Genomic DNA, 17,155 nt, shown 5'->3' on the forward strand with positions numbered 1-17,155 from the left:
TGGCTCGGCATCCGGCGGCGGCGGCATAATCAGGACGTGGACGACAGCGGGAACGGCCTGAGGGCCGACACTCTGGTGGCCACGGTCCGCGGTGTGCTGCCGTCCCTGACGCCGGCCGCCCAGACCGTCGCCCGCCTCATCCTGGAGGACCCCGCGACGGTGGCCAGAAGCACCATCACTGAGCTCTCCGCCGCTTCGGGCACCAGCGAGGCCACGATCGTGCGTACCGCGCGGCTGCTCGGCTTCGCCGGCTATCCGCAGCTCAGGCTGGCCTTAGCGGCGGCCGCCGCGCAGCCCGACCGGCTGGTGCCCGGCGACCTGGCGCCCGACGACCCGCTGTCGGAGGTCATCCAGAAGGTCGCGCGGGCCGAGTCGGAGGCGATCAACGACACCGTGGCCCAGCTCACCTCCGAGCGACTCGGCCTGGTCGTCGACGCCATCGTCGGCGCCCGGCGGATCGACGCCTACGGTGTGGGCGCCTCCGGGCTGGTGGCCGAGGACGTCGCCCAGAAGCTGCTGCGGATCGGGCTGTCCAGCCACGCCTTCCAGGACGCGCATCTGGCCCTGACCAGCGCGGTGCTGCTGAAGGAAGGCGACGTGGCGATCGGCATCAGCACCTCGGGCCAGACCCCCGACGTGATCGAGCCGCTGTCGCGGGCGAAGGAGGCCGGGGCCACCACGGTCGCGATCACCAACAACCCCCGCTCGTCCATCGCGGAGCTGGCCGAACACGTGCTGATCTCCGCCGGGCGCGAGACGGAGTTCCGCCCCGGCGCCCTGGCCAGCCGGATCAGCCAGCTCCTCGTCGTCGACTGCGTCTTCGTCGGCGTCGCCCAGCGCACGTACGACTCCTCTCAGGAGGCGCTCGCGAGCACCAGGCGCGCCGTCAAGGAGTTCACCCGGAGAGCGTCACCCGCACGTCGTCTGCCTTGACGTACATCACGCGGTGCCCGAACTGGATCTGCAGGTACTTGGTCTTGCCCCGCACGACCTTGTGGTCCTCCAGGTTGAAGGTGACCGCCCGGTAGTACTCCGCCGGCGCGGGCCCGGCGAGCGTGTACTTCTCCCCGGCCGAGAGCGTGTACTGCAGCGGCGTGACCGCCTGGTAGGGGATGCCTTCCGGGTACGCCTCCTGCTCAGGGTAGGCCCGCCCGTACACCGGGACGGTGGCCTTGCCGGGCTTCGGCGTCACGACCAGGCCGGCCGACGGCACCGCGGTCGGGGCACCGGCGGGGTTGTGGAACCACGCCTTCTGCCCCAGGTACCAGATGGCCGTCCAGTCGCCCTGGCGGTCGGCCACGGCGAAGCGCTGGCCGGTGCTGGCGCGGGCGCTGTGGTCGTAGACGCTGTAGAGCGATTCGCCCGTCGGGTGTTTGCCGATGTCCTTGACCAGCGGCGCGTCGGCGCGCGGTTCGGTGCGCAGCCACACGGTGTGCGCGGGCAGCGGCGGGCAGGCGGCCTCCGGGTTCTTGCGGTCGCAGCCGTAGAAGTACGGCTTATTCGTGGCGAAGTCCGGCTTTATCATGACCGATCCGGACTTCGGGCCGCCGAACCCGCGCAACGGCGCGCCCATCAGCTCGAAGTAGTGCGCCCAGTCCCAGAACGGCCCCGGGTCCTCGTGCATGCCCCTGACCGTGGTCGGCAGCGTGCCCGGGACGTTGTCGTGGCCCAGGATGTGGGCGCGGTCCAGCGGCACTCCGTGCTTGAAGGCCAGGTAGCGGACCAGGCGCGCGCTCGAACGGTACATCGCCTCGGTGTACCAGGTGCTGCCCTCGGCCAGGAATCCCTCGTGCTCGATGCCGATGGACTTGGCGTTGATGTACCAGTTGCCGGCCTGCCAGCCGACGTCCTTGGTCTTGATGTGCTGGGCGATGTGGCCGTCGGTGGAGCGGACGGAGTAGTGCCAGCTCGCGCCGTAGTTCGGGTCCTGGTTGAGGCGGATGGAGGGCAGGAAATATCCCTCCATGTCGTGAATGATGATGTAGTCGACCTTCTGGCTGACCGGACGGTTCGCCAGGTCGTAGTGGCCGTAGTCGTCCGGCGGCAGCTCCTGGTAGGCGGCCGGGATCCACTCGCAGGAGATGGAGGCCGGGCACTCCACGCCGTCGGGGCGCGTGTGCCGCAGGCCGAGCTTGTCCAGCCACTTCTCGATCTTCGTCAGCTCCGGGACGGCGTTCAACTTGACCTGCTGGCCGTCGTCGGTCTTCCGCGCGGCGCCGTCCTTGATCGTCGCGAACACCTCGTCGGCGAAGAACTTGGCCGCGCCGGACTCCTCGGCGCCCGAGTACCTGGCCACGGCGCCGTACCACTCGCCTGCCTGGTCGCTCAGGGGCGCGCCGAGCGCCTTCTGGTAGTCGGCCAGCAGCGCCGCGCCGCCTCGGATGTTGGCGGCGTCGTCCGTCCGCAGCCGCTCGTGGCTCTCGCCGGTCAACTGGGCCGCCCGCTCCATCGTGCGCAGGGAGGCGGGGATCTCCGCGGGCGCGGTCGCGGGCTTCCGCGCGGGCAGGGGACGGCCCTCGTCGCCGCGGGCGTCGCCGTCGTCGTGGTGGTTGGAGCCGGAGAACGCGGCGGCGTCCGTCAGGTGCATGGGCCCGAATCCGGCGTCGCTGGAGGGCTGCCCGGCGTGGGCGTCCCATCGCGACTGCAGGTAGGACACGCCGAGCAGCACGCTCTCCGGCACCTTGAACTCACGGGCCGCGGCGGCGAAGGCCTGTTGCCTGTCGGCCGGCTCGGCGGCTCTGGCCGAGGTCACATTGCTTAAAGGCAGCAGCGCGACGACACTGATCGCGAGTAGTCTGCGCATGAACCACTCCTGAGGGCTGGGGTGCAGTGCAGTTCAGCGTCTCAACATTTTCCTTCGCAGGCGAGATCTTTGCGAAGATATTTTTCAGCCCTTGATGCTCAAGGGATCAGGACGACCTTCCCCGTCGTGGCGCGGCTCTCCAGCGCCGCGTGCGCGGCGGCGGCCTCCGCCAGCGGGAACGCCTGGACGGCCGGCACCAGCGTGCCGTCGGCCGCCGCGGCCAGCGCCTTGACCTGGTAATCCGGCCTGGTCTCCGGCCGGCCGATCATGATCATCAGCGCGTGGATCACGGTGAGGTCCCGCTCCTTGACCGTCACGGGGTCGGGCTCGAAGATCTCCTGGGACGCGGTGCCGATGATGACGTACCGGCCGCCGTCGGCGAGCAGTTCGCACGCCGCCCGCGCCTTGTCGCCGCCCACCCCGTCCAGCACCGCCGTGACCGTCCGGCCGCCCAGGTGGTCGGCGACGGTCCGCTCCCACGAGGGCTCGTCGTAGTCGACGGCGAGGTCGGCGCCGAGCGCGCGCACGGCCTCCGTCTTGACGGGGCCACCGGCGGCGCCGATCACCGTGGCGCCGAGGCGGCGGGCGTACTGGACGACCAGGCGGCCGATCCCGCCCGCCGCGGAGGTCACCAGGACGACGTCGTCGGAGGTCAGCTCGGCCAGGTCGATGAACTCCAGGGCGGTGACTCCGGTGACGATCATGGCGACCGCCGTCTCGTGGCCGACTCCCTCAGGGATCGGGTGCACCGCGTCGAGGTCGGCGACCGCCAACTCCGCGTAGCCGCCGGGCGTGCCGCCGGCGGTGACGACCTCCCGGCCGATCCACGCGGGATCGGCCCCGGGGCCCACCTCGTCCACCGTCCCCGCCACCTCGCCGCCGAAGATCGAGGGAAGCTCGGGCAGCGGCGGCATCATTCCGGTCGACCCGCCCGTCCGCATCATCGTCTCGACCAGATGCACACCCGCCGCCTTGACGGCGATGCGCACCTGGCCCCGCGCGGGCACGGGATCGGGGACGCTCTCGTAGCGCAGGTTCTCCGCCGGGCCGAAGGCGTGCAGGACGACGGCATGCATGGTGCTCTCCCGAAGGTCGTGGTCAGTTCGCCCTCCGAGACTGCAACCTCAACCTCGCTTGATGTCAATCGCCCATGTCGCGGCGCTTTCGAGCGCGCTCGATCTGCTACAGATGGTAATCGAACATGCGCCATCGGTTAGGAGTCACCGTGTTCAAACACGCCCTGGCGGCGGGTGCCCTCGGCGCCGTCCTGTTCGCCGTTCCGGCCGTCGCGGAAACAGCCGGCGACACACCGGGAAGATTCTGCATGAGAATTCCGGTGGAGAAATACGCGCGGGCCTTCGCGAGTTTCATGGGCGTGCGCGTCGGGCCGGAATCGCCGGCCAACGGCGAAACCGCATCCCTGGCCGGAATTTTCGGGCTTCCGAAGAAGTTCACCCTGGTCGAGATCGACCGCTGCTGAACCCGGTCAGGCCGCGGCCACCGAGCGCCCATGGAAAGTGCCTCCATAGCAGGTCAGGCGGGTCGAGCTGGTCGCGTTCGGCACGACAGAACCGGTTCCGAGCGCGCAGTCCAGCGTGGTGATGGTCGGGGCGGGCCCGGTGGCCTCAGTCAGGTCCGCGGTGGTGAGGGGCAATGCGGCGGCTGAGACCACGGAGGCGAGTACGGCGATAAGGAGTCGCATTACTCTGCTCCATTCACTTACAGTAATCCGTCAATACGGATAGTTACCACGCCGTTTGTCGGCCAAAACGCGTCAGGGGCATTCGGCCTCTACCCATCCGTTTCCCTCGTGATGAGATGCCGCCGGTGTTCGGCCGTCCTCAGCATGTCAATGGCGGTAAAGATGATCTTGCGGTGGTTTTTACATGGCACCCGCTTGGCTGGTCGTGCTCTTGATCACCAGAGAGAGGAGTGCTGTGGAAGCGGAATCCGGGGTGTCGCGGCGAACGGCGTTGCGAGCCTCACTGACGGCGGCCGGGGCCCTGGCGGCAACCCAGGCGGGCACGACGCCGGCGCACGCCGACCCCGCCGTCAAGGCCGGGCCACGCGGTCAGTACACGCGCAACGTCGAGGTCGTCGGCTACACCGACATGGATCACCGGCCGGCGTTCAAGCTGGCGATCCGCCGCGTGGGCGCCAGGTGGTACCTCTACACCGGCCACTTCTGGGATTCCGGCTGGAGTGTCGTGGACGTCACCGATCCTCGCCGGCCGGAGGTGGTGGCGTTCGTGCCGGGGCCGAAGGACACCTGGACGCTCCAGGTCGACCTGCACGGCGACATCATGGTGACCGCGCTGGAGAAGATCTTCCCCAACTTCGGCGGCGACCCCGACGCCGCGTTCGAGGAGGGGCTCTACGTCTGGGACATCAAGGATCCGGTACGCCCCCGCAGGCTCGGCCACTACCGGACGGGCGGCACCGGCACGCACCGCAACCTCTATCCGGGCGGCCGCTACGTGCACGTGGCCGCGGGCGCCAAGGGCTTCACCGGCAACATCTACACGATCGTCGACATCAGGGACCCGGCCCGGCCCACCGAGGTCGGCCGCTGGTGGGTGCCGGGACAACGTGAGGGCGAGGACGGCGCGGCCCCGTCCGCGCGGCCGCACACGCACGGCTTCTGCTGCGCGAACGGCGCCGACGTCTCGCTGCACGGGCCCCCGTACGTGGCCGGCGACCTGGTCTACCTGCCCTATGGCGCGGCCGGGCTGGTCGTGCTGGACATCTCCGACGTCACCGCGCCCAAGCCGGTCGGCGGCCTGAGCTTCAGCCCGCCCTTCCATTCCCGCTTCGGTGTGCACGGCGTGCTGCCCATCCCGGACCAGAAGATCGCCTTCGCCAACTCCGAGGACGTCTCCTACGGCAAGGGGGCCGCGCCGCACGCCTCGATCGTGGACATCTCCGACCCGGCCAAGCCCTTCCTGCTGTCGCTGCTGCCGACGCCGGAGCCGCCGCCGGGCGCGCCGTACGCGGACTTCTCCGGCAGGGGCGGCTGGAGCGGCCCGCACAACATCAACCACCACCAGCACCATCCCGACGTGCAGCGGCAGGGCGACCTGTTCTACGTCGCCCACTTCAACGCCGGGCTGCGGATCTACGACGTGTCCAACACCCGCCTGCCGCGTGAGGTCGGCTACTTCGTGCCGCCCGACCCGACCCGCAGGTACGGGCCGATGCCGGAGGGCGACCTGGTGGCCCAGACCGAGGATGTCGTGGTGGACCGGCGCGGCTACATCTACGTCTCCGACAAGAACCAGGGGATCTACATCCTGCGTTACACCGGCTGACACACCAGGTCGACGAAGAGCCGGGCGGAGGGTTCGAGGCGGTGGCGGGACCAGATGAGCGAGGTGGTGATGCCGAAGCGCCCGCCCTCGATCGGGCGGTAGACCACGCCCGGATAGCCGGAGTTGCGTACCGCCTCCGGCAGCACCGAGGCCCCGAGCCCGGCCGCCACCAGCGCGATGATCGTCTGTTTGGGTGACGCCTCGCGGGCGATCGTCGGGTGCGCGCCGTGCTGGTGGCACAGGGCCAGCAGACTGTCGTGCCCGATCGGGTTCAGTTCCCTGGGCGGCTGGATCAGCGGCTGCGCGCACGCCTGCGCGAGTGTGACGTCCTCGGCCGCCGCCAGCGGATGGTCCTCGGGTACGGCGATCACGAACGGCTCGTGGTGTACCGCCTCGACCGCCAGGTCCGGGTGCTCCACGGGCGGGTGGACGAAGCCGACGTCCAGCTCGCCCCTGGCGACGAGGTCGATCTGTTCGTGGATGCGCCGTTCCGTGACGGTGATGTCCACGTCGGGGTGGCGTTCGGTGAAGCGGCGCACGAGCGGCGGCACCAGCCCGTACAGTGCCGCGTCGATCACCCCGATGGCCAGCCGGCCGATGTCGCCCTTGGCCGCCCTGCGCGCCAGCTCGGCGGCCCGGCCGGCCTGCCGCAGCGTGGCGCGCGCCTCCTCCAGGAACACCTTGCCCGCCGCGGTGAGCTGGACGCTGCGTTTGGTCCGCCGCAGCAGCTCGACCCCGACCTCCTGCTCCAGCCGCTGGATCTGCATGCTCAGCGGCGGCTGCGAGATGTGCAGCCGGGCCGCCGCCCGTCCGAAGTGGAGTTCCTCAGCGACCGCGACGAAGTACTCCATTCTCCGCAGATCAGCCACGACTAATATCCGATCCATATTTTTAACGACAGAAACATATATTGGACAGCGGTTTCCTCGATCGTCAAGCCTGGACGCGACACGTTCACTCGATTGAGGAGCCCTGTTGTCAGAGAGGATTTCCCGCCGCGCCGCGATCCGCGGCACGGTGACGGCCGCGGGCGCGGCGGGGGTGGCCGCCGCGATGGGCGCTCCCGCGCACGCCGAGGACGAACCCGGCGACGCGAAGGTGACCCCGCCCAAGGGCGCCTACGCCCGCAACGTCGAGGTGGCCGGCTACTGCGATCTCGACGAGCGGCCCGGGTTCAAGATGGCGATCAGGCACAAGGCCGGACGCTGGTACCTGTACATGGGCCACTTCTGGGACCCCGGCTGGAGCGTCATCGACGTGACGGACCCGGCCGGTGCGCGCGTGCTGAAGTTCCTCCCGACGCCCGAGCCGCGCACCAACACGCTCGGCAACCAGGTCACGCTGGGCGGCGACTTCCTGGTCACGGCGGTGGAGAAGGTGTTCCCCGCGGAACTCGCGCCCGACCCTGACGGGCCCTTCCACGACGGCGTGCTCATCTGGGACGTCTCGGAGCCGGCCGACCCGCGCAGGATCGCCCACTGGAGGACCGACGGCGGCACGGGCACCCACCGCAACCTGTACGACGGCGGCCGCTACGCCCACCTGGCCGCCAACATGAAGGGCTTCACCGGCAACATCTACGTGATCCTCGACATGGCCGACCCGGCGCAGCCGCGCGAGGCCGGCCGATGGTGGGTCCCCGGCCAGGAGAAGGGCGGTGGGCAGAGCCAGGACTCCTCGCACCTGCACGGGTTCTGCTGCGGGTCGGGGGCGCACGTCTCGCTGCACGGCCCGCCCTACCCGGTCGGCGACCACGTCTACCTGCCCTACGGCGCGGCCGGCCTGATCGTGCTCGACATCTCCGACGTGACCAGACCCCGGCAGATCGGGCACCTGCCGTTCAGCCCGCCGTTCCACGCGCAGTTCGGCGTGCACGGCTTTCTGCCGGTTCCCGAGCGCGGCATCGGGTTCGCCAACTCCGAGGACATCTCCTACGGCAAGGGGCCCGCGCACCACGCCTCGATCGTCGACATCAAGGACCCCGCGAACCCGTTCCTGCTGTCGCTGCTGCCCGAGCCGGTGCCGCCGAAGGGGGCGCCGTACAAGGACTTCCACTCGCGCGGCGGCTGGTGCGGGCCGCACAACTTCAACCACCACCAGTACCACCCGGACGTGGACAAGCAGGGCGACCTGTTCTACCTGGCCCATTTCAACGCCGGGCTGCGCGTCTACGACGTCGCCAACACCCGCCTGCCGCGCGAGGTCGGCTACTTCATCCCGCCCGAGCCGCGCAGGCGTTACGGCCCGCTGCCCGCCGGGAACCTGGTGGTGCAGACCGAGGACGTCGTCGTGGACCGGCGCGGCCTCATCTACATCACCGACAAGAACCAGGGGTTGTGGATCCTGCGCTACGTCGGGCCGCGCTGAGCGCCGCTCGGGGCCGTCACTCCCCATGACGGCCCGGCTACGGAGGGAACCGCCTGCGATGACCCGACATCGTGATCGGCGCCCTGGGCAGAGGCATCGGAGGAGAGCCGTTTCGATGACGTCGCCGGCAAAGCACGACGATTCTGTCGGCTTTCGGGAGGCTTACATGGACGGACAGGCCAGCTTTCCTCTCGGACCTTCGTCTCTGACGGAAGCGCTCTACGAGTCGGTGCGCAAACGCATCGTGGGCGGCGAGATCGCCCCCGGCGAGAAGCTCACCGAGATCCGCCTCGCCGGCGAGTACGGCGTCGCGCGGCCGACCGCCAAGGCGTGCCTGGAGCGGCTCACCGCGCTCGGGCTGCTGCGCCGTACCACCCACAAGACCGCCGTCGTCCCCGAACTGGACGAGGACGACATCCGCGACCTCTACCTCGGCCGCGAGACCGTCGAGCGGGCCGCGGTCGCGGCGCTGGCCCGCACGGCGAGCCTGCCGCCCGCCGCCGTGCGCGCCCAGGCGGCGATGAAGGCGGCGGTCGCCGACATGGAGCTCGCCGACCAGGTGGAGGCCGACATCGCCTTCCACTCCGAACTCGTCGCCGCCGTCGGCAGCCGGCGGCTGTCACGGATGCACGAGGTGATCCTCGGGGAGGTGCATCTGACGATGGGCCGGTTCAGGGCCCATCGTGTCACCCATGGGACGGACGTGGTGCGCGAGCACGACGACATCCTCAAGGCGATCGCCGACGGTGACCCCGATCGGGCGCAGCAGTGCCTGACCTGCCACCTCGACCAGGCCAGAGCCCGGGTGATCGGGCGACTCCACCGCGAACAGGCATCCGCATGATCAACAGTTTAAAAGGAGCTCCAATTCCGTCACTCTAAGTGACAGGAGCTGCGAGCTGCGATTACTCAGAGTGATCGCCGTTGCTAGTCGTTGGCCATGCTCTTGCGATCATGGCAGCCCTACGCGGCGGCCACCGTTGTCCTGCTGGCCCTCGTCCCGTCCGCGGCCTCCGCCGCGCCCACCGAACTCCCACCGCCCATCCCGGCCCCCATCGCCGTCAAACAACTGGCCGAGCTGCAGGTCTCCGCGCCCCGCCCGATGACCGGCTACAGCCGCGCCCGCTTCCCGCACTGGATACAGCAGGGCAACTCCTGCGACACCCGCGAGGTCGTACTCGCCCGCGACGGCGTGGACGTCACGCGCGACGAGGCGTGCAGGGCCGTGTCGGGGATGTGGCACAGCGAATACGACGGCAGGGACTTCACCAGCGCCGCCCAGCTCGACATCGACCACATGGTCCCGCTGGCCCAGGCGTGGCGCTCGGGCGCGGACACCTGGACCGACGCCCAGCGCAGGCAGTTCGCCAACGACCTTGAGGGGCCGCAGCTCATCGCCGTCTCGGCCGCCACCAACAGGTCCAAGGGCGACCAGGCACCCGACCAGTGGCGGCCGCCGCTGCGCAGCTACTGGTGCGTCTACAGCCGGGCCTGGGTGGACGTCAAGTCCCACTACGAGCTCACCATCACAGAACCCGAGCGGAACGCGCTGTCGGAGATGCTGGCGACGTGTGACGTCACAGACGGTGAATAAGTGACCGTCGAATGCTACGAGAGCAGCGTGGTCGCCGGGCCGGGCGGGGTGATGACCGACGAGGTCGGCGTCATCACGGGCGAGGTCACCGTGCGGACCGAGATCCACGGGGCCCACGTCACCGTCAGCATCCAGTACCTGGACGCGGACGAGTGGTACAAGGTCGAGGGCAGCCCCCTGGGGCCGTCCGCCGGTCAGGGCCTCGGGCTGCACCAGGTCATCGTCCAGGCCGTGCGCCGGGGACTCCCGGACGGCCTGGCGGGCTTGCGTAGCTGACCCCCGGGCCCCGGCCACCCGGGGCCCGGTCGGCCGCTTGTCAGCGGGGGAGGCGGTGGATCAGGTCCTCGGCCGTCATCGCCTCTCCCGGCGGGGCCGGCGCGGGATGGGCGCGCATGCCGGCCAGCACCAGCCGCGCGGCCCGCCTCCCGAGTTCGTCCCCCAGGTCGGCGGGTAGCGTCGGCAGCCCCCGGACGAGCAGCCCCACGACCCCCAGAACGTCTCCCGCGCCCACGTCCTCGCGTAGCGCGCCTTCGTCGTGGGCGGCACGGATGATCTGGCCGAGGATCTCCAGCAGCCGCACCCGGCCCCGGTCGGCGTCGGGTACGGCGGCGATGCCGAGCGGCTCGAGCCGGAGCCCGGCGCATTCCTCGACGAACCGGCTGAGCGCGTCGAAGGCCCAGGTCTCCTCCTTCCGCGCGACCTCGGCCAGAGCGGCCATCCGCTCCAGTGCGTCCTTTCCGTTCGGCCGGGCGTCGGTCCTGAGGTCATCAGGCGCGCGCATCGGTAAGCCGCCTCTCGTTTCGCTTGACGTCTACTCACATCACCCTATCCCGGCTCGTGAGGCCGTTCCTGGGGCATGGGGACGCCGGCGGGCCAGGCTAGGCGCGGCGGTCCAGGCGGAACACCGGCTGGCCCGGGACCCCGGGCTGGACGTCCAGCGCCTTGTCGTCGAGGATCGCCACCGCGTCCTCGGCGACGAAGACGCGCACGTCTTCCTTCTCGACGACCTGGTCGCCCGCCTGCGGGCTGCTCGACAGAGACAGCTCCAGCGTGCCTGCCTCGTCGGCCTTGGGCGAGATGCGCAGCCCCGCGTCGGAGGGCACGTCCTCGCCGACCATCAGATCACGAATCGCCACGACGGCGTTGTCGGTCAGTGTCAGCACGGCGAACTCCTTCATTGGGCAGAACCTCCGCCTAACCCCCCACCACCTGCCCAAACACGGCATGCTTGGATCGCCTGCGGGTAGCGGGACGGGCATGGGCAAGACCGACAGAGCCATGCTGGACGCCCTGCTCGACCGGTACGGCCGCACGTTCGCGGGCGGGCTGGGGCTGCCGCGCCAGGAACGCCCTCTGGCCGCCCTGGCTCACGACAACGGCGAACTGGCGGTTGCCGGCGGCCCTCGTCCGGGTCTCACGCAGCGGAAAAACGGCGGACGAGCCTAAGGCCGCCGTCCGGTAGCGGCCTGTTAGGTTCGAGCCATGGGTGAGTTTGTGAGCGTCGAGGTGGCCGACCAGATCGCCACGATCCGTCTTGACCGTCCGAAGATGAACGCCCTCAACGGCCAGGTCCAGCAGGAGATCGCCGAGGCGGCCCGCATCGTGGACGCCGATCCGCAGGCGCAGGCGGTGATCATCTACGGCGGCGAGAAGGTGTTCGCCGCGGGCGCCGACATCAAAGAGATGGCCGACATGTCATATGCCGACATGTCCACGCATTCTCGTGCGCTCCAGGCCTGCTTCACCACGGTCGCCCAGATCGGCAAGCCGGTCATCGCCGCCATCAGCGGCTACGCGCTCGGCGGCGGCTGCGAACTCGCCCTGTGCGCCGACTTCCGCGTCGCCGGCGAGTCGGCCAAGCTCGGCCAGCCCGAGATCCTGCTCGGCATCATCCCCGGCGCGGGCGGCACCCAGCGCCTGCCCCGCCTGATCGGCCCGGCGCGCGCCAAAGACCTGATCTTCACCGGCCGCCACGTGCCGGCCTCGGAGGCGCTGGCGATGGGCCTGGTCGACCGCGTGGTGCCCGACGAGCAGGTCTACACCGCCGCCCTGGAATGGGCCGCCACGTTCGTGGGTGGCCCCACGGTCGCGCTGCGCGCCGCCAAGCAGGCCGTCGACCAGGGCCTGGAGGCGGACCTCGACACGGGTCTGGAGATCGAGCGGCTGCAGTTCTCGGGCCTGTTCGCCACCGACGACGCCAAAATCGGCATGCGCGCGTTCGCGGAGAAGGCCAAGGCCAAGTTCACCGGTCAATAAGTTTGTCAGACAACGGGCTACGACCTCGGGCGGGCCGAGGTCGTAGCCCGTCACGTAACGGCTTGGTCGCGGGCGGATCAAGAACGAAGGGTTCGACATGTCATGAACGGGGCTGATGTGATCTGCGGCCCAAATCCGGTGTAAAACCATTCGGTAAGGTCGTCCTTTCGCGACGGGGTTTGCCACTATGGTGGCGTTTCATGATGCGCGTCCTGGTCCCTGCCCGGCTGCGGAAGGCCGTGCGTACGTGGTTCGACTCCCGCTACATCTCGATCGCCAACCACCGTCAGGACATCAGGGACGCGCTCTGGGAGGTTCAGACGCTGCGGCGGGAGATGGTCACCCTCCAGAGCGAGGTCGAGCGGCTCAGGAACGCCCGCCCGCAGACGGCCCCGCCCAAGGTTGACAAGCTTGACAAGGCCAAGCTGGACGACGCCCACAGGCTCGCCCAGGAGACGGCCAAGGCGCTGGACGGGCTGCTGCAGAACGAGGTCCTGATCTGGCAGGCCGTGGACGACCTACGAGCCCGCCTCCCCACCCCCAACGCGGCGAAGGAGGGGCAGCAACCGTGCGCGTGACCTGGACCGGTACGGATCTGAGTTTCCGGCTCGACCCGGACGACGAGATCACCGGCAAGGCCTCCGACGACCATCCCGTCAAGCTGGCCACCAACTCCTGCTCCATCGGCGGCGTCCCCGACGACGCCCACCCCGACCTGTTCGCCCTCGCCGCCTGGACGATCGTGGCCCCCTGGACCAGGAGGCGGATCACCTTCGACAGAGCCATCTCGGCCGAGCTGGCCGCCGCCCTGCACGACGGGTGGGGGATCGAGGCGGGCCCCGTCGGCGCCGAGCCGCGCGAGGCGGGCAGGACGCTGGCGATCTCCTACAGCGGTGGCGCGGACTCCGTGGCGGCGGCCACCGTCTACCCGCAGGCCCCGTTCGTGCACTTTCGCCGGGTGCCGCACCGGCGGGTGCCCAACCGCTGGCCCCACTACCGTTCCGACGTGCTGGCCAAGCTGGCGGCCAAGACGGGCCGCGAGCTGAACGTGGTCACATCCGACCTGGAGTTCACGCTGGCCGAGCCCCGCCCCGGCTACCCGGAGCACCACGCAGTGGCCGCGGGGGCGCTGCTGATGGCCGACCGGCTGGACCTCGGCGGCCTGGGTTTCGGCTACGAGCTCGGCTCGCGCTGGCTCGGCGGCGGACGCTACCTGTGGCGCTACACCCCCGACAACGTCATGTGGTCGCCGCACGGCAGGTGGGGGCGGCTGTTCGCCTCGGCGGGCGTGCACCTCGTCCTGCCCGTGGGAGGCGTGAGCGAGGCCGTCACCATGCGCCTGGCCATGCGCTCCGACCTCAAGGACCATGTGCGCTGGTGCCTGCGCGGCACCGACGGCCCGTGCCGCGTCTGCGGCAAGTGCCTGTACAAGGAGCTCATCCAGGCGGCCGTCGAACGCCGCCCGCTCGACACCCCCATCACCGCCGACCGGCCGGTCGCCCGCAAATGGCTCAGGAAGCCGCCCTACGGCGGGCAGGAGATGATCGAATACGGTCTGGCGCGCGTTCCCGGCATCGACAAGACGCTGTTCGCCGGGGCGCTCGACTACTTCGAGGTCAGTGAGGAGTCCACGAGCTGGCTCGAACACTGCTATCCGAAGGCCATCGAGGAGATCCCCGCCCAGTGGCGTGACGAGGCGGCCGCGTTCATGGCGGCGAACGTCGGGTTCATGACCGAGGACGAGGTGCGGCGGGTGGAGACATGGGGGAGCTGATGAAGGTTTATCTGTCGGTGGACATGGAGGGCGTCACGGGGCTCACCGACCCCGAGGAGATGCACGCGGGCAAGCGCGGCTACGAACGCGGCTGCGAGCTGATGACCGCCGACGCCAACGCCGCCATCGAGGGCGCCTTCGCGGCCGGGGCGAGCAGCGTGCTGGTCAACGACGCCCACGGCTCCACGAAGAACCTGCGGATCGACCTGCTGGACCCGCGCGCGAGCCTCATCAGGGGGCCGGGCAAGGCGCAGCGGATGGCGCAGGGGCTCGACGAGTCGTTCCAGGCCGCCTGCTTCGTCGGCTACCACGCCCGCGCCGGGGTGCAGGACGGCGTGCTCAACCACACCTGGATGGGCAAGGAGATCCAGAACGTCTACCTCAACGGCGAGGTGTGCGGCGAGACCCGTCTCGTGGCCGCCTGCGCGGGGTTCCACGGGGTGCCCGTCGTGGTGGTGACCGGGGACGCGGCCGTCGGCGAGGAGGCGCGTGAGCTGCTCGGCGACGTCGAGACGGTGGCGGTCAAGAAGGGGATCGACAAGTTCTCGGCCGAGCTGCTGCCGCCGATCGTGGCCCAGGCCCGGATCCGTGAGGCCACCGTCCGGGCCCTGGGGCGGTTGAGTGACTTCACGCCGTACCGGCTGGAGGCGCCGTACACGCTGGGGGTGGAGTGGAACTCCACGGCCATCGCCGCGGCCGTGTCGCTGGTGCCGGGGGTGAAGTCGGCTGGGTCGCGCCACACCGAGTTCACCACGGACGACTTCACCCAGATCATGGCGCTGTTCGGCATCTTCGCCACCATCGGCGGCCAGGTCGCCTGCGGCAGCGGTCCGTACGGCTGAGCACGAGGGAGCGGGCGAGGTGGAAGGCGCGGCGCTGACCCGGCGGGGGCTGCTCGTCGGGATCGGGGCGGCAGGCGGCGCAGGGGCCATGTACGCCGCCATGGGCGCGCTCGGCCTGGCACCCTCCGAGCCCTCCGAGCAGGAAAAGGAGTTCGTGCCTCCCCGAACCGGGGACTTCACCCTGCGCGGCAAGGGCACGGCCAAGGTCGTGATCCTCGGGGCCGGCGTCGCGGGGTTGACGGCCGCCTACGAGCTGGGCAAGGCCGGCTACGACTGCACGCTGCTCGAAGCCAGGCAGAAGGCGGGCGGCAGGAACCTGACGCTGCGCGGCGGCGACCGCCTGACGGAGCTGAACGGGCCGGCCCAGGACGTGCGGTTCGGCGAGGGCGTGTACTTCAACGCGGGCCCCGGCAGGATCGCGCCCTGGATGGTGACCCTCGACTACTGCCGTGAGCTGGGCGTCCCGATCGAGACGTTCATCAACACCAACGCCGCCGCGTACGTGCACGTCAATGACAGGACGGTGCGGGCGCGAACGGCCCGCGCCGATATGTACGGATATGTCGCGGAATTACTCGCCAAAGCCACAAATGTCGGCGCGCTCGACAAAACCCTCACCAAAGACGACCGGGAACGCCTGCTCGAATTCCTCAGAAGGTTCGGCGACTTAGGCCCCAAGCATGCCTACGAAGGCTCAGACCGCCGCGGTTTCACCAAATATCCGGCGATCGACATCGGCACCCCCCTCGACGCCCCCGCCTCCCTCCACCGCGTCCTCGCCGCCGGCACCGGCCGGGCCATCACCAACGACTTCGGCTACGAGCAGGCCACCCCCATGTTCCAGCCCGTCGGCGGCATGGACGTGATCGTCGCCAAGCTCACCGAGGCCGTGGGCAAGGAGCGGATCAGGACCGGCGTCAAGGTCACCAAGATCACGAACCTGGCCGACGGCGTCGAGATCACCTGGGACGGCGGCGCGCTCAAGGCCGACTACTGCATCGCCGCCCTCCCGCCCCACATCCTCGCCAAGATCCCCCACAACCTCGGCGCCGAGGTCACCGCCGCGCTCACCACCCCGACGCCGATCGCCGCCGGCAAGATCGGCCTGGAGTACGGCAGGCGCTGGTGGGAGCTGGAGGACCGCATCTACGGCGGCGTGACCGAGACGGACCTGGACATCACCCACATCTGGTACCCGTCCCACGGCTACCACTCCGAACGCGGCCTGCTCGTCGGCTACTACGCCACCGAAGGCGACGCCGAGCTCTACGGCGCCCTCACCCCGCAGGACAGAAGGCACCGCGCCCTCACCCAGGGCAAGAAGATCCACGGCGAGAAGTACCGCCAGAACCTCCTGTCCTCCGCCTCCATCGCCTGGGAACGCCAGGAGCACATCCAGGGAGGCTGGGTGCGCTGGCCCGCCTTTGATTCGTCCTTCACTTTTCTGCAACGCCCCGCCGGAAGGGTTTACTTCGCGGGCGACTGGCTCACCCATCTGATCGCTTGGCAGGCGGGGGCCATGGAGTCCGCCCGCGGGGTCGTCACGCGGCTGCACCAGCGAGTGCTGCAGTCCCCGTGAGATCACCACGCTGATCCCGAGACGGCAATAGGCTCGGAGGAAGCGAAGCAAGGAGATGGGATGACGTTGCACTGGGCACCCGCGACCGACCGGATCGACCTGCTGGCCGATCCGGTGGCGCAGGCGGTGTCGAACATGGACGGCGTCGAGGCGGTCGAGATCGATCCCGATCTGGCCGACACGGCGGCCTTCTGCGAGAAGTACGGCGTGACCCTCGAGGAGTCGGCCAACTGCGTGGTCGTGGCGGCCAAGCGGGGCGGCGAGACCCGTTACGCCGCGTGCATGGTGCTCGCGACGATGCGGGTCGACGTCAACGGCGTGGTGCGCAAGCACCTCGAGGCCCGCAAGGCCAGCTTCGCGCCGATGGCCGACGCGGTCGAGCTGACCGGAATGGAGTACGGCGGCATCACCCCGCTGGGCCTGCCCGACGACTGGCCGATCCTGGTCGACACGCACGTCGCCGAGCACCCCAGAGTGGTGATCGGAAGCGGTCTGCGCCGGTCGAAACTGGCCGTCTCAGGAGCCACGCTGGCCGGGCTGAAGAGAGCCGAGGTGCTTTCTCTGGCCGGCTGACCAAAACTGAAGCCGATTCGAGACCGTTGGATGGGAAACCGATGGGGCCGTTCTGGACG

Annotated in this window: 20 protein-coding genes; 14 read left to right on the forward strand and 6 right to left on the reverse strand. The window is 69.8% G+C overall.

Annotation, left to right across the window (positions count from 1 at the left end; genetic code table 11):
- The first annotated feature begins 36 nt into the window (after nt 1-36).
- On the forward strand, nt 37-933 hold the full coding sequence (locus tag ACFOY2_RS34895) for a MurR/RpiR family transcriptional regulator (RefSeq protein ID WP_379532368.1): 897 nt from the start codon (nt 37-39) through the stop codon (nt 931-933).
- On the opposite strand, the gene ACFOY2_RS34900 is transcribed toward ACFOY2_RS34895, so the two are convergent.
- Complete coding sequence (locus ACFOY2_RS34900; RefSeq protein ID WP_379532369.1) at nt 896-2,803, reverse strand: N-acetylmuramoyl-L-alanine amidase; 1,908 nt, start codon at nt 2,801-2,803, stop codon at nt 896-898. The genes ACFOY2_RS34895 and ACFOY2_RS34900 overlap by 38 nt on opposite strands.
- Nucleotides 2,804-2,901: 98 nt before the next feature.
- Complete coding sequence (locus tag ACFOY2_RS34905; RefSeq protein WP_379532370.1) at nt 2,902-3,879, reverse strand: zinc-binding dehydrogenase; 978 nt, start codon at nt 3,877-3,879, stop codon at nt 2,902-2,904.
- Between the two features lie 149 nt (nt 3,880-4,028).
- On the opposite strand from ACFOY2_RS34905, the gene ACFOY2_RS34910 reads away from it, so the two are divergent.
- Nucleotides 4,029-4,283, forward strand: coding sequence for a hypothetical protein (locus ACFOY2_RS34910; RefSeq protein WP_379532371.1), 255 nt, complete (start codon nt 4,029-4,031; stop codon nt 4,281-4,283).
- A gap of 6 nt (nt 4,284-4,289) precedes the next feature.
- Here ACFOY2_RS34910 and ACFOY2_RS34915 read toward each other — a convergent pair whose 3' ends face one another.
- Nucleotides 4,290-4,505: a hypothetical protein gene (locus ACFOY2_RS34915; RefSeq protein WP_379532372.1), complete on the reverse strand. Its 216-nt coding sequence runs from the start codon at nt 4,503-4,505 to the stop codon at nt 4,290-4,292.
- Nucleotides 4,506-4,740: 235 nt separating this feature from the next.
- Between ACFOY2_RS34915 and ACFOY2_RS34920 the strand changes: the two genes are divergently transcribed.
- The gene (locus ACFOY2_RS34920) at nt 4,741-6,111 is read left to right on the forward strand and encodes an LVIVD repeat-containing protein (protein ID WP_379532373.1); all 1,371 of its coding nucleotides are present in this window, start codon (nt 4,741-4,743) and stop codon (nt 6,109-6,111) included.
- Here the strand turns inward: ACFOY2_RS34920 and ACFOY2_RS34925 are convergent.
- Entirely contained in the window at nt 6,099-6,980 is an 882-nt protein-coding gene (locus tag ACFOY2_RS34925) for a LysR substrate-binding domain-containing protein (protein WP_379532374.1), read from the reverse strand. The two genes, ACFOY2_RS34920 and ACFOY2_RS34925, sit on opposite strands and share 13 nt — an antisense overlap.
- A gap of 106 nt (nt 6,981-7,086) precedes the next feature.
- Here ACFOY2_RS34925 and ACFOY2_RS34930 point away from each other — a divergent pair, with 106 nt between their 5' ends.
- From ACFOY2_RS34930 to ACFOY2_RS34945, 4 genes are all read left to right on the forward strand, one after another.
- Nucleotides 7,087-8,478 carry an LVIVD repeat-containing protein gene (locus ACFOY2_RS34930; protein WP_379532375.1) on the forward strand — a complete coding sequence of 464 codons (1,392 nt, stop codon included), beginning with the start codon at nt 7,087-7,089 and terminating at the stop codon, nt 8,476-8,478.
- 166 nt (nt 8,479-8,644) lie between these two features.
- Nucleotides 8,645-9,322, forward strand: coding sequence for a GntR family transcriptional regulator (locus ACFOY2_RS34935; protein WP_379532376.1), 678 nt, complete (start codon nt 8,645-8,647; stop codon nt 9,320-9,322).
- A gap of 96 nt (nt 9,323-9,418) precedes the next feature.
- Nucleotides 9,419-10,072, forward strand: coding sequence for an HNH endonuclease family protein (locus ACFOY2_RS34940; protein ID WP_379532377.1), 654 nt, complete (start codon nt 9,419-9,421; stop codon nt 10,070-10,072).
- Nucleotides 10,073-10,348: a hypothetical protein gene (locus ACFOY2_RS34945; RefSeq protein ID WP_379532378.1), complete on the forward strand. Its 276-nt coding sequence runs from the start codon at nt 10,073-10,075 to the stop codon at nt 10,346-10,348.
- Nucleotides 10,349-10,388: 40 nt separating this feature from the next.
- On the opposite strand, the gene ACFOY2_RS34950 is transcribed toward ACFOY2_RS34945, so the two are convergent.
- Both ACFOY2_RS34950 and ACFOY2_RS34955 read right to left on the reverse strand, forming a co-directional pair.
- Complete coding sequence (locus ACFOY2_RS34950) at nt 10,389-10,853, reverse strand: hypothetical protein (protein ID WP_379532379.1); 465 nt, start codon at nt 10,851-10,853, stop codon at nt 10,389-10,391.
- A 97-nt stretch (nt 10,854-10,950) separates the two neighbouring features.
- Entirely contained in the window at nt 10,951-11,235 is a 285-nt protein-coding gene (locus tag ACFOY2_RS34955; RefSeq protein ID WP_379532380.1) for a Fe-S cluster assembly protein HesB, read from the reverse strand.
- Nucleotides 11,236-11,329: 94 nt separating this feature from the next.
- Here ACFOY2_RS34955 and ACFOY2_RS34960 point away from each other — a divergent pair, with 94 nt between their 5' ends.
- From ACFOY2_RS34960 to ACFOY2_RS34990, 7 genes are all read left to right on the forward strand, one after another.
- On the forward strand, nt 11,330-11,518 hold the full coding sequence (locus ACFOY2_RS34960) for a hypothetical protein (RefSeq protein ID WP_379532381.1): 189 nt from the start codon (nt 11,330-11,332) through the stop codon (nt 11,516-11,518).
- A 36-nt stretch (nt 11,519-11,554) separates the two neighbouring features.
- On the forward strand, nt 11,555-12,328 hold the full coding sequence (locus ACFOY2_RS34965) for an enoyl-CoA hydratase/isomerase family protein (RefSeq protein ID WP_357822154.1): 774 nt from the start codon (nt 11,555-11,557) through the stop codon (nt 12,326-12,328).
- A gap of 200 nt (nt 12,329-12,528) precedes the next feature.
- A complete protein-coding gene (locus ACFOY2_RS34970; RefSeq protein WP_379532382.1) occupies nt 12,529-12,906 on the forward strand; it encodes a hypothetical protein in 378 nt (125 codons plus the stop codon).
- Complete coding sequence (locus tag ACFOY2_RS34975; RefSeq protein ID WP_379532383.1) at nt 12,897-14,102, forward strand: DUF6395 domain-containing protein; 1,206 nt, start codon at nt 12,897-12,899, stop codon at nt 14,100-14,102. Before ACFOY2_RS34970 ends, ACFOY2_RS34975 begins: the two co-directional genes overlap by 10 nt.
- Complete coding sequence (locus ACFOY2_RS34980) at nt 14,102-14,944, forward strand: M55 family metallopeptidase (protein WP_379532384.1); 843 nt, start codon at nt 14,102-14,104, stop codon at nt 14,942-14,944. The genes ACFOY2_RS34975 and ACFOY2_RS34980 overlap by 1 nt, the downstream gene beginning before the upstream one ends.
- A gap of 19 nt (nt 14,945-14,963) precedes the next feature.
- Nucleotides 14,964-16,523, forward strand: coding sequence for a flavin monoamine oxidase family protein (locus tag ACFOY2_RS34985; protein WP_379532385.1), 1,560 nt, complete (start codon nt 14,964-14,966; stop codon nt 16,521-16,523).
- A gap of 60 nt (nt 16,524-16,583) precedes the next feature.
- A complete protein-coding gene (locus ACFOY2_RS34990) occupies nt 16,584-17,096 on the forward strand; it encodes a YbaK/EbsC family protein (protein ID WP_379532386.1) in 513 nt (170 codons plus the stop codon).
- Nucleotides 17,097-17,155: the final 59 nt, after the last annotated feature.

Source organism: Nonomuraea purpurea (genome assembly GCF_042650645.1).
Taxonomy (GTDB): domain Bacteria; phylum Actinomycetota; class Actinomycetes; order Streptosporangiales; family Streptosporangiaceae; genus Nonomuraea; species Nonomuraea purpurea.

Bases quoted from the DNA above. Each gene is read 5' to 3' on its own strand.
- ACFOY2_RS34900 (WP_379532369.1), bottom strand. From the start codon at position 2,803: ATGCGCAGACTACTCGCGATCAGTGTCGTCGCGCTGCTGCCTTTAAGC.
- ACFOY2_RS34960 (WP_379532381.1), top strand. From the start codon at position 11,330: ATGGGCAAGACCGACAGAGCCATGCTGGACGCCCTGCTCGACCGGTAC.
- ACFOY2_RS34970 (WP_379532382.1), top strand. From the start codon at position 12,529: ATGATGCGCGTCCTGGTCCCTGCCCGGCTGCGGAAGGCCGTGCGTACG.
- ACFOY2_RS34915 (WP_379532372.1), bottom strand. From the start codon at position 4,505: ATGCGACTCCTTATCGCCGTACTCGCCTCCGTGGTCTCAGCCGCCGCA.
- ACFOY2_RS34940 (WP_379532377.1), top strand. From the start codon at position 9,419: ATGCTCTTGCGATCATGGCAGCCCTACGCGGCGGCCACCGTTGTCCTG.
- ACFOY2_RS34950 (WP_379532379.1), bottom strand. From the start codon at position 10,853: ATGCGCGCGCCTGATGACCTCAGGACCGACGCCCGGCCGAACGGAAAG.
- ACFOY2_RS34935 (WP_379532376.1), top strand. From the start codon at position 8,645: ATGGACGGACAGGCCAGCTTTCCTCTCGGACCTTCGTCTCTGACGGAA.
- ACFOY2_RS34965 (WP_357822154.1), top strand. From the start codon at position 11,555: ATGGGTGAGTTTGTGAGCGTCGAGGTGGCCGACCAGATCGCCACGATC.
- ACFOY2_RS34980 (WP_379532384.1), top strand. From the start codon at position 14,102: ATGAAGGTTTATCTGTCGGTGGACATGGAGGGCGTCACGGGGCTCACC.
- ACFOY2_RS34990 (WP_379532386.1), top strand. From the start codon at position 16,584: ATGACGTTGCACTGGGCACCCGCGACCGACCGGATCGACCTGCTGGCC.
- ACFOY2_RS34905 (WP_379532370.1), bottom strand. From the start codon at position 3,879: ATGCATGCCGTCGTCCTGCACGCCTTCGGCCCGGCGGAGAACCTGCGC.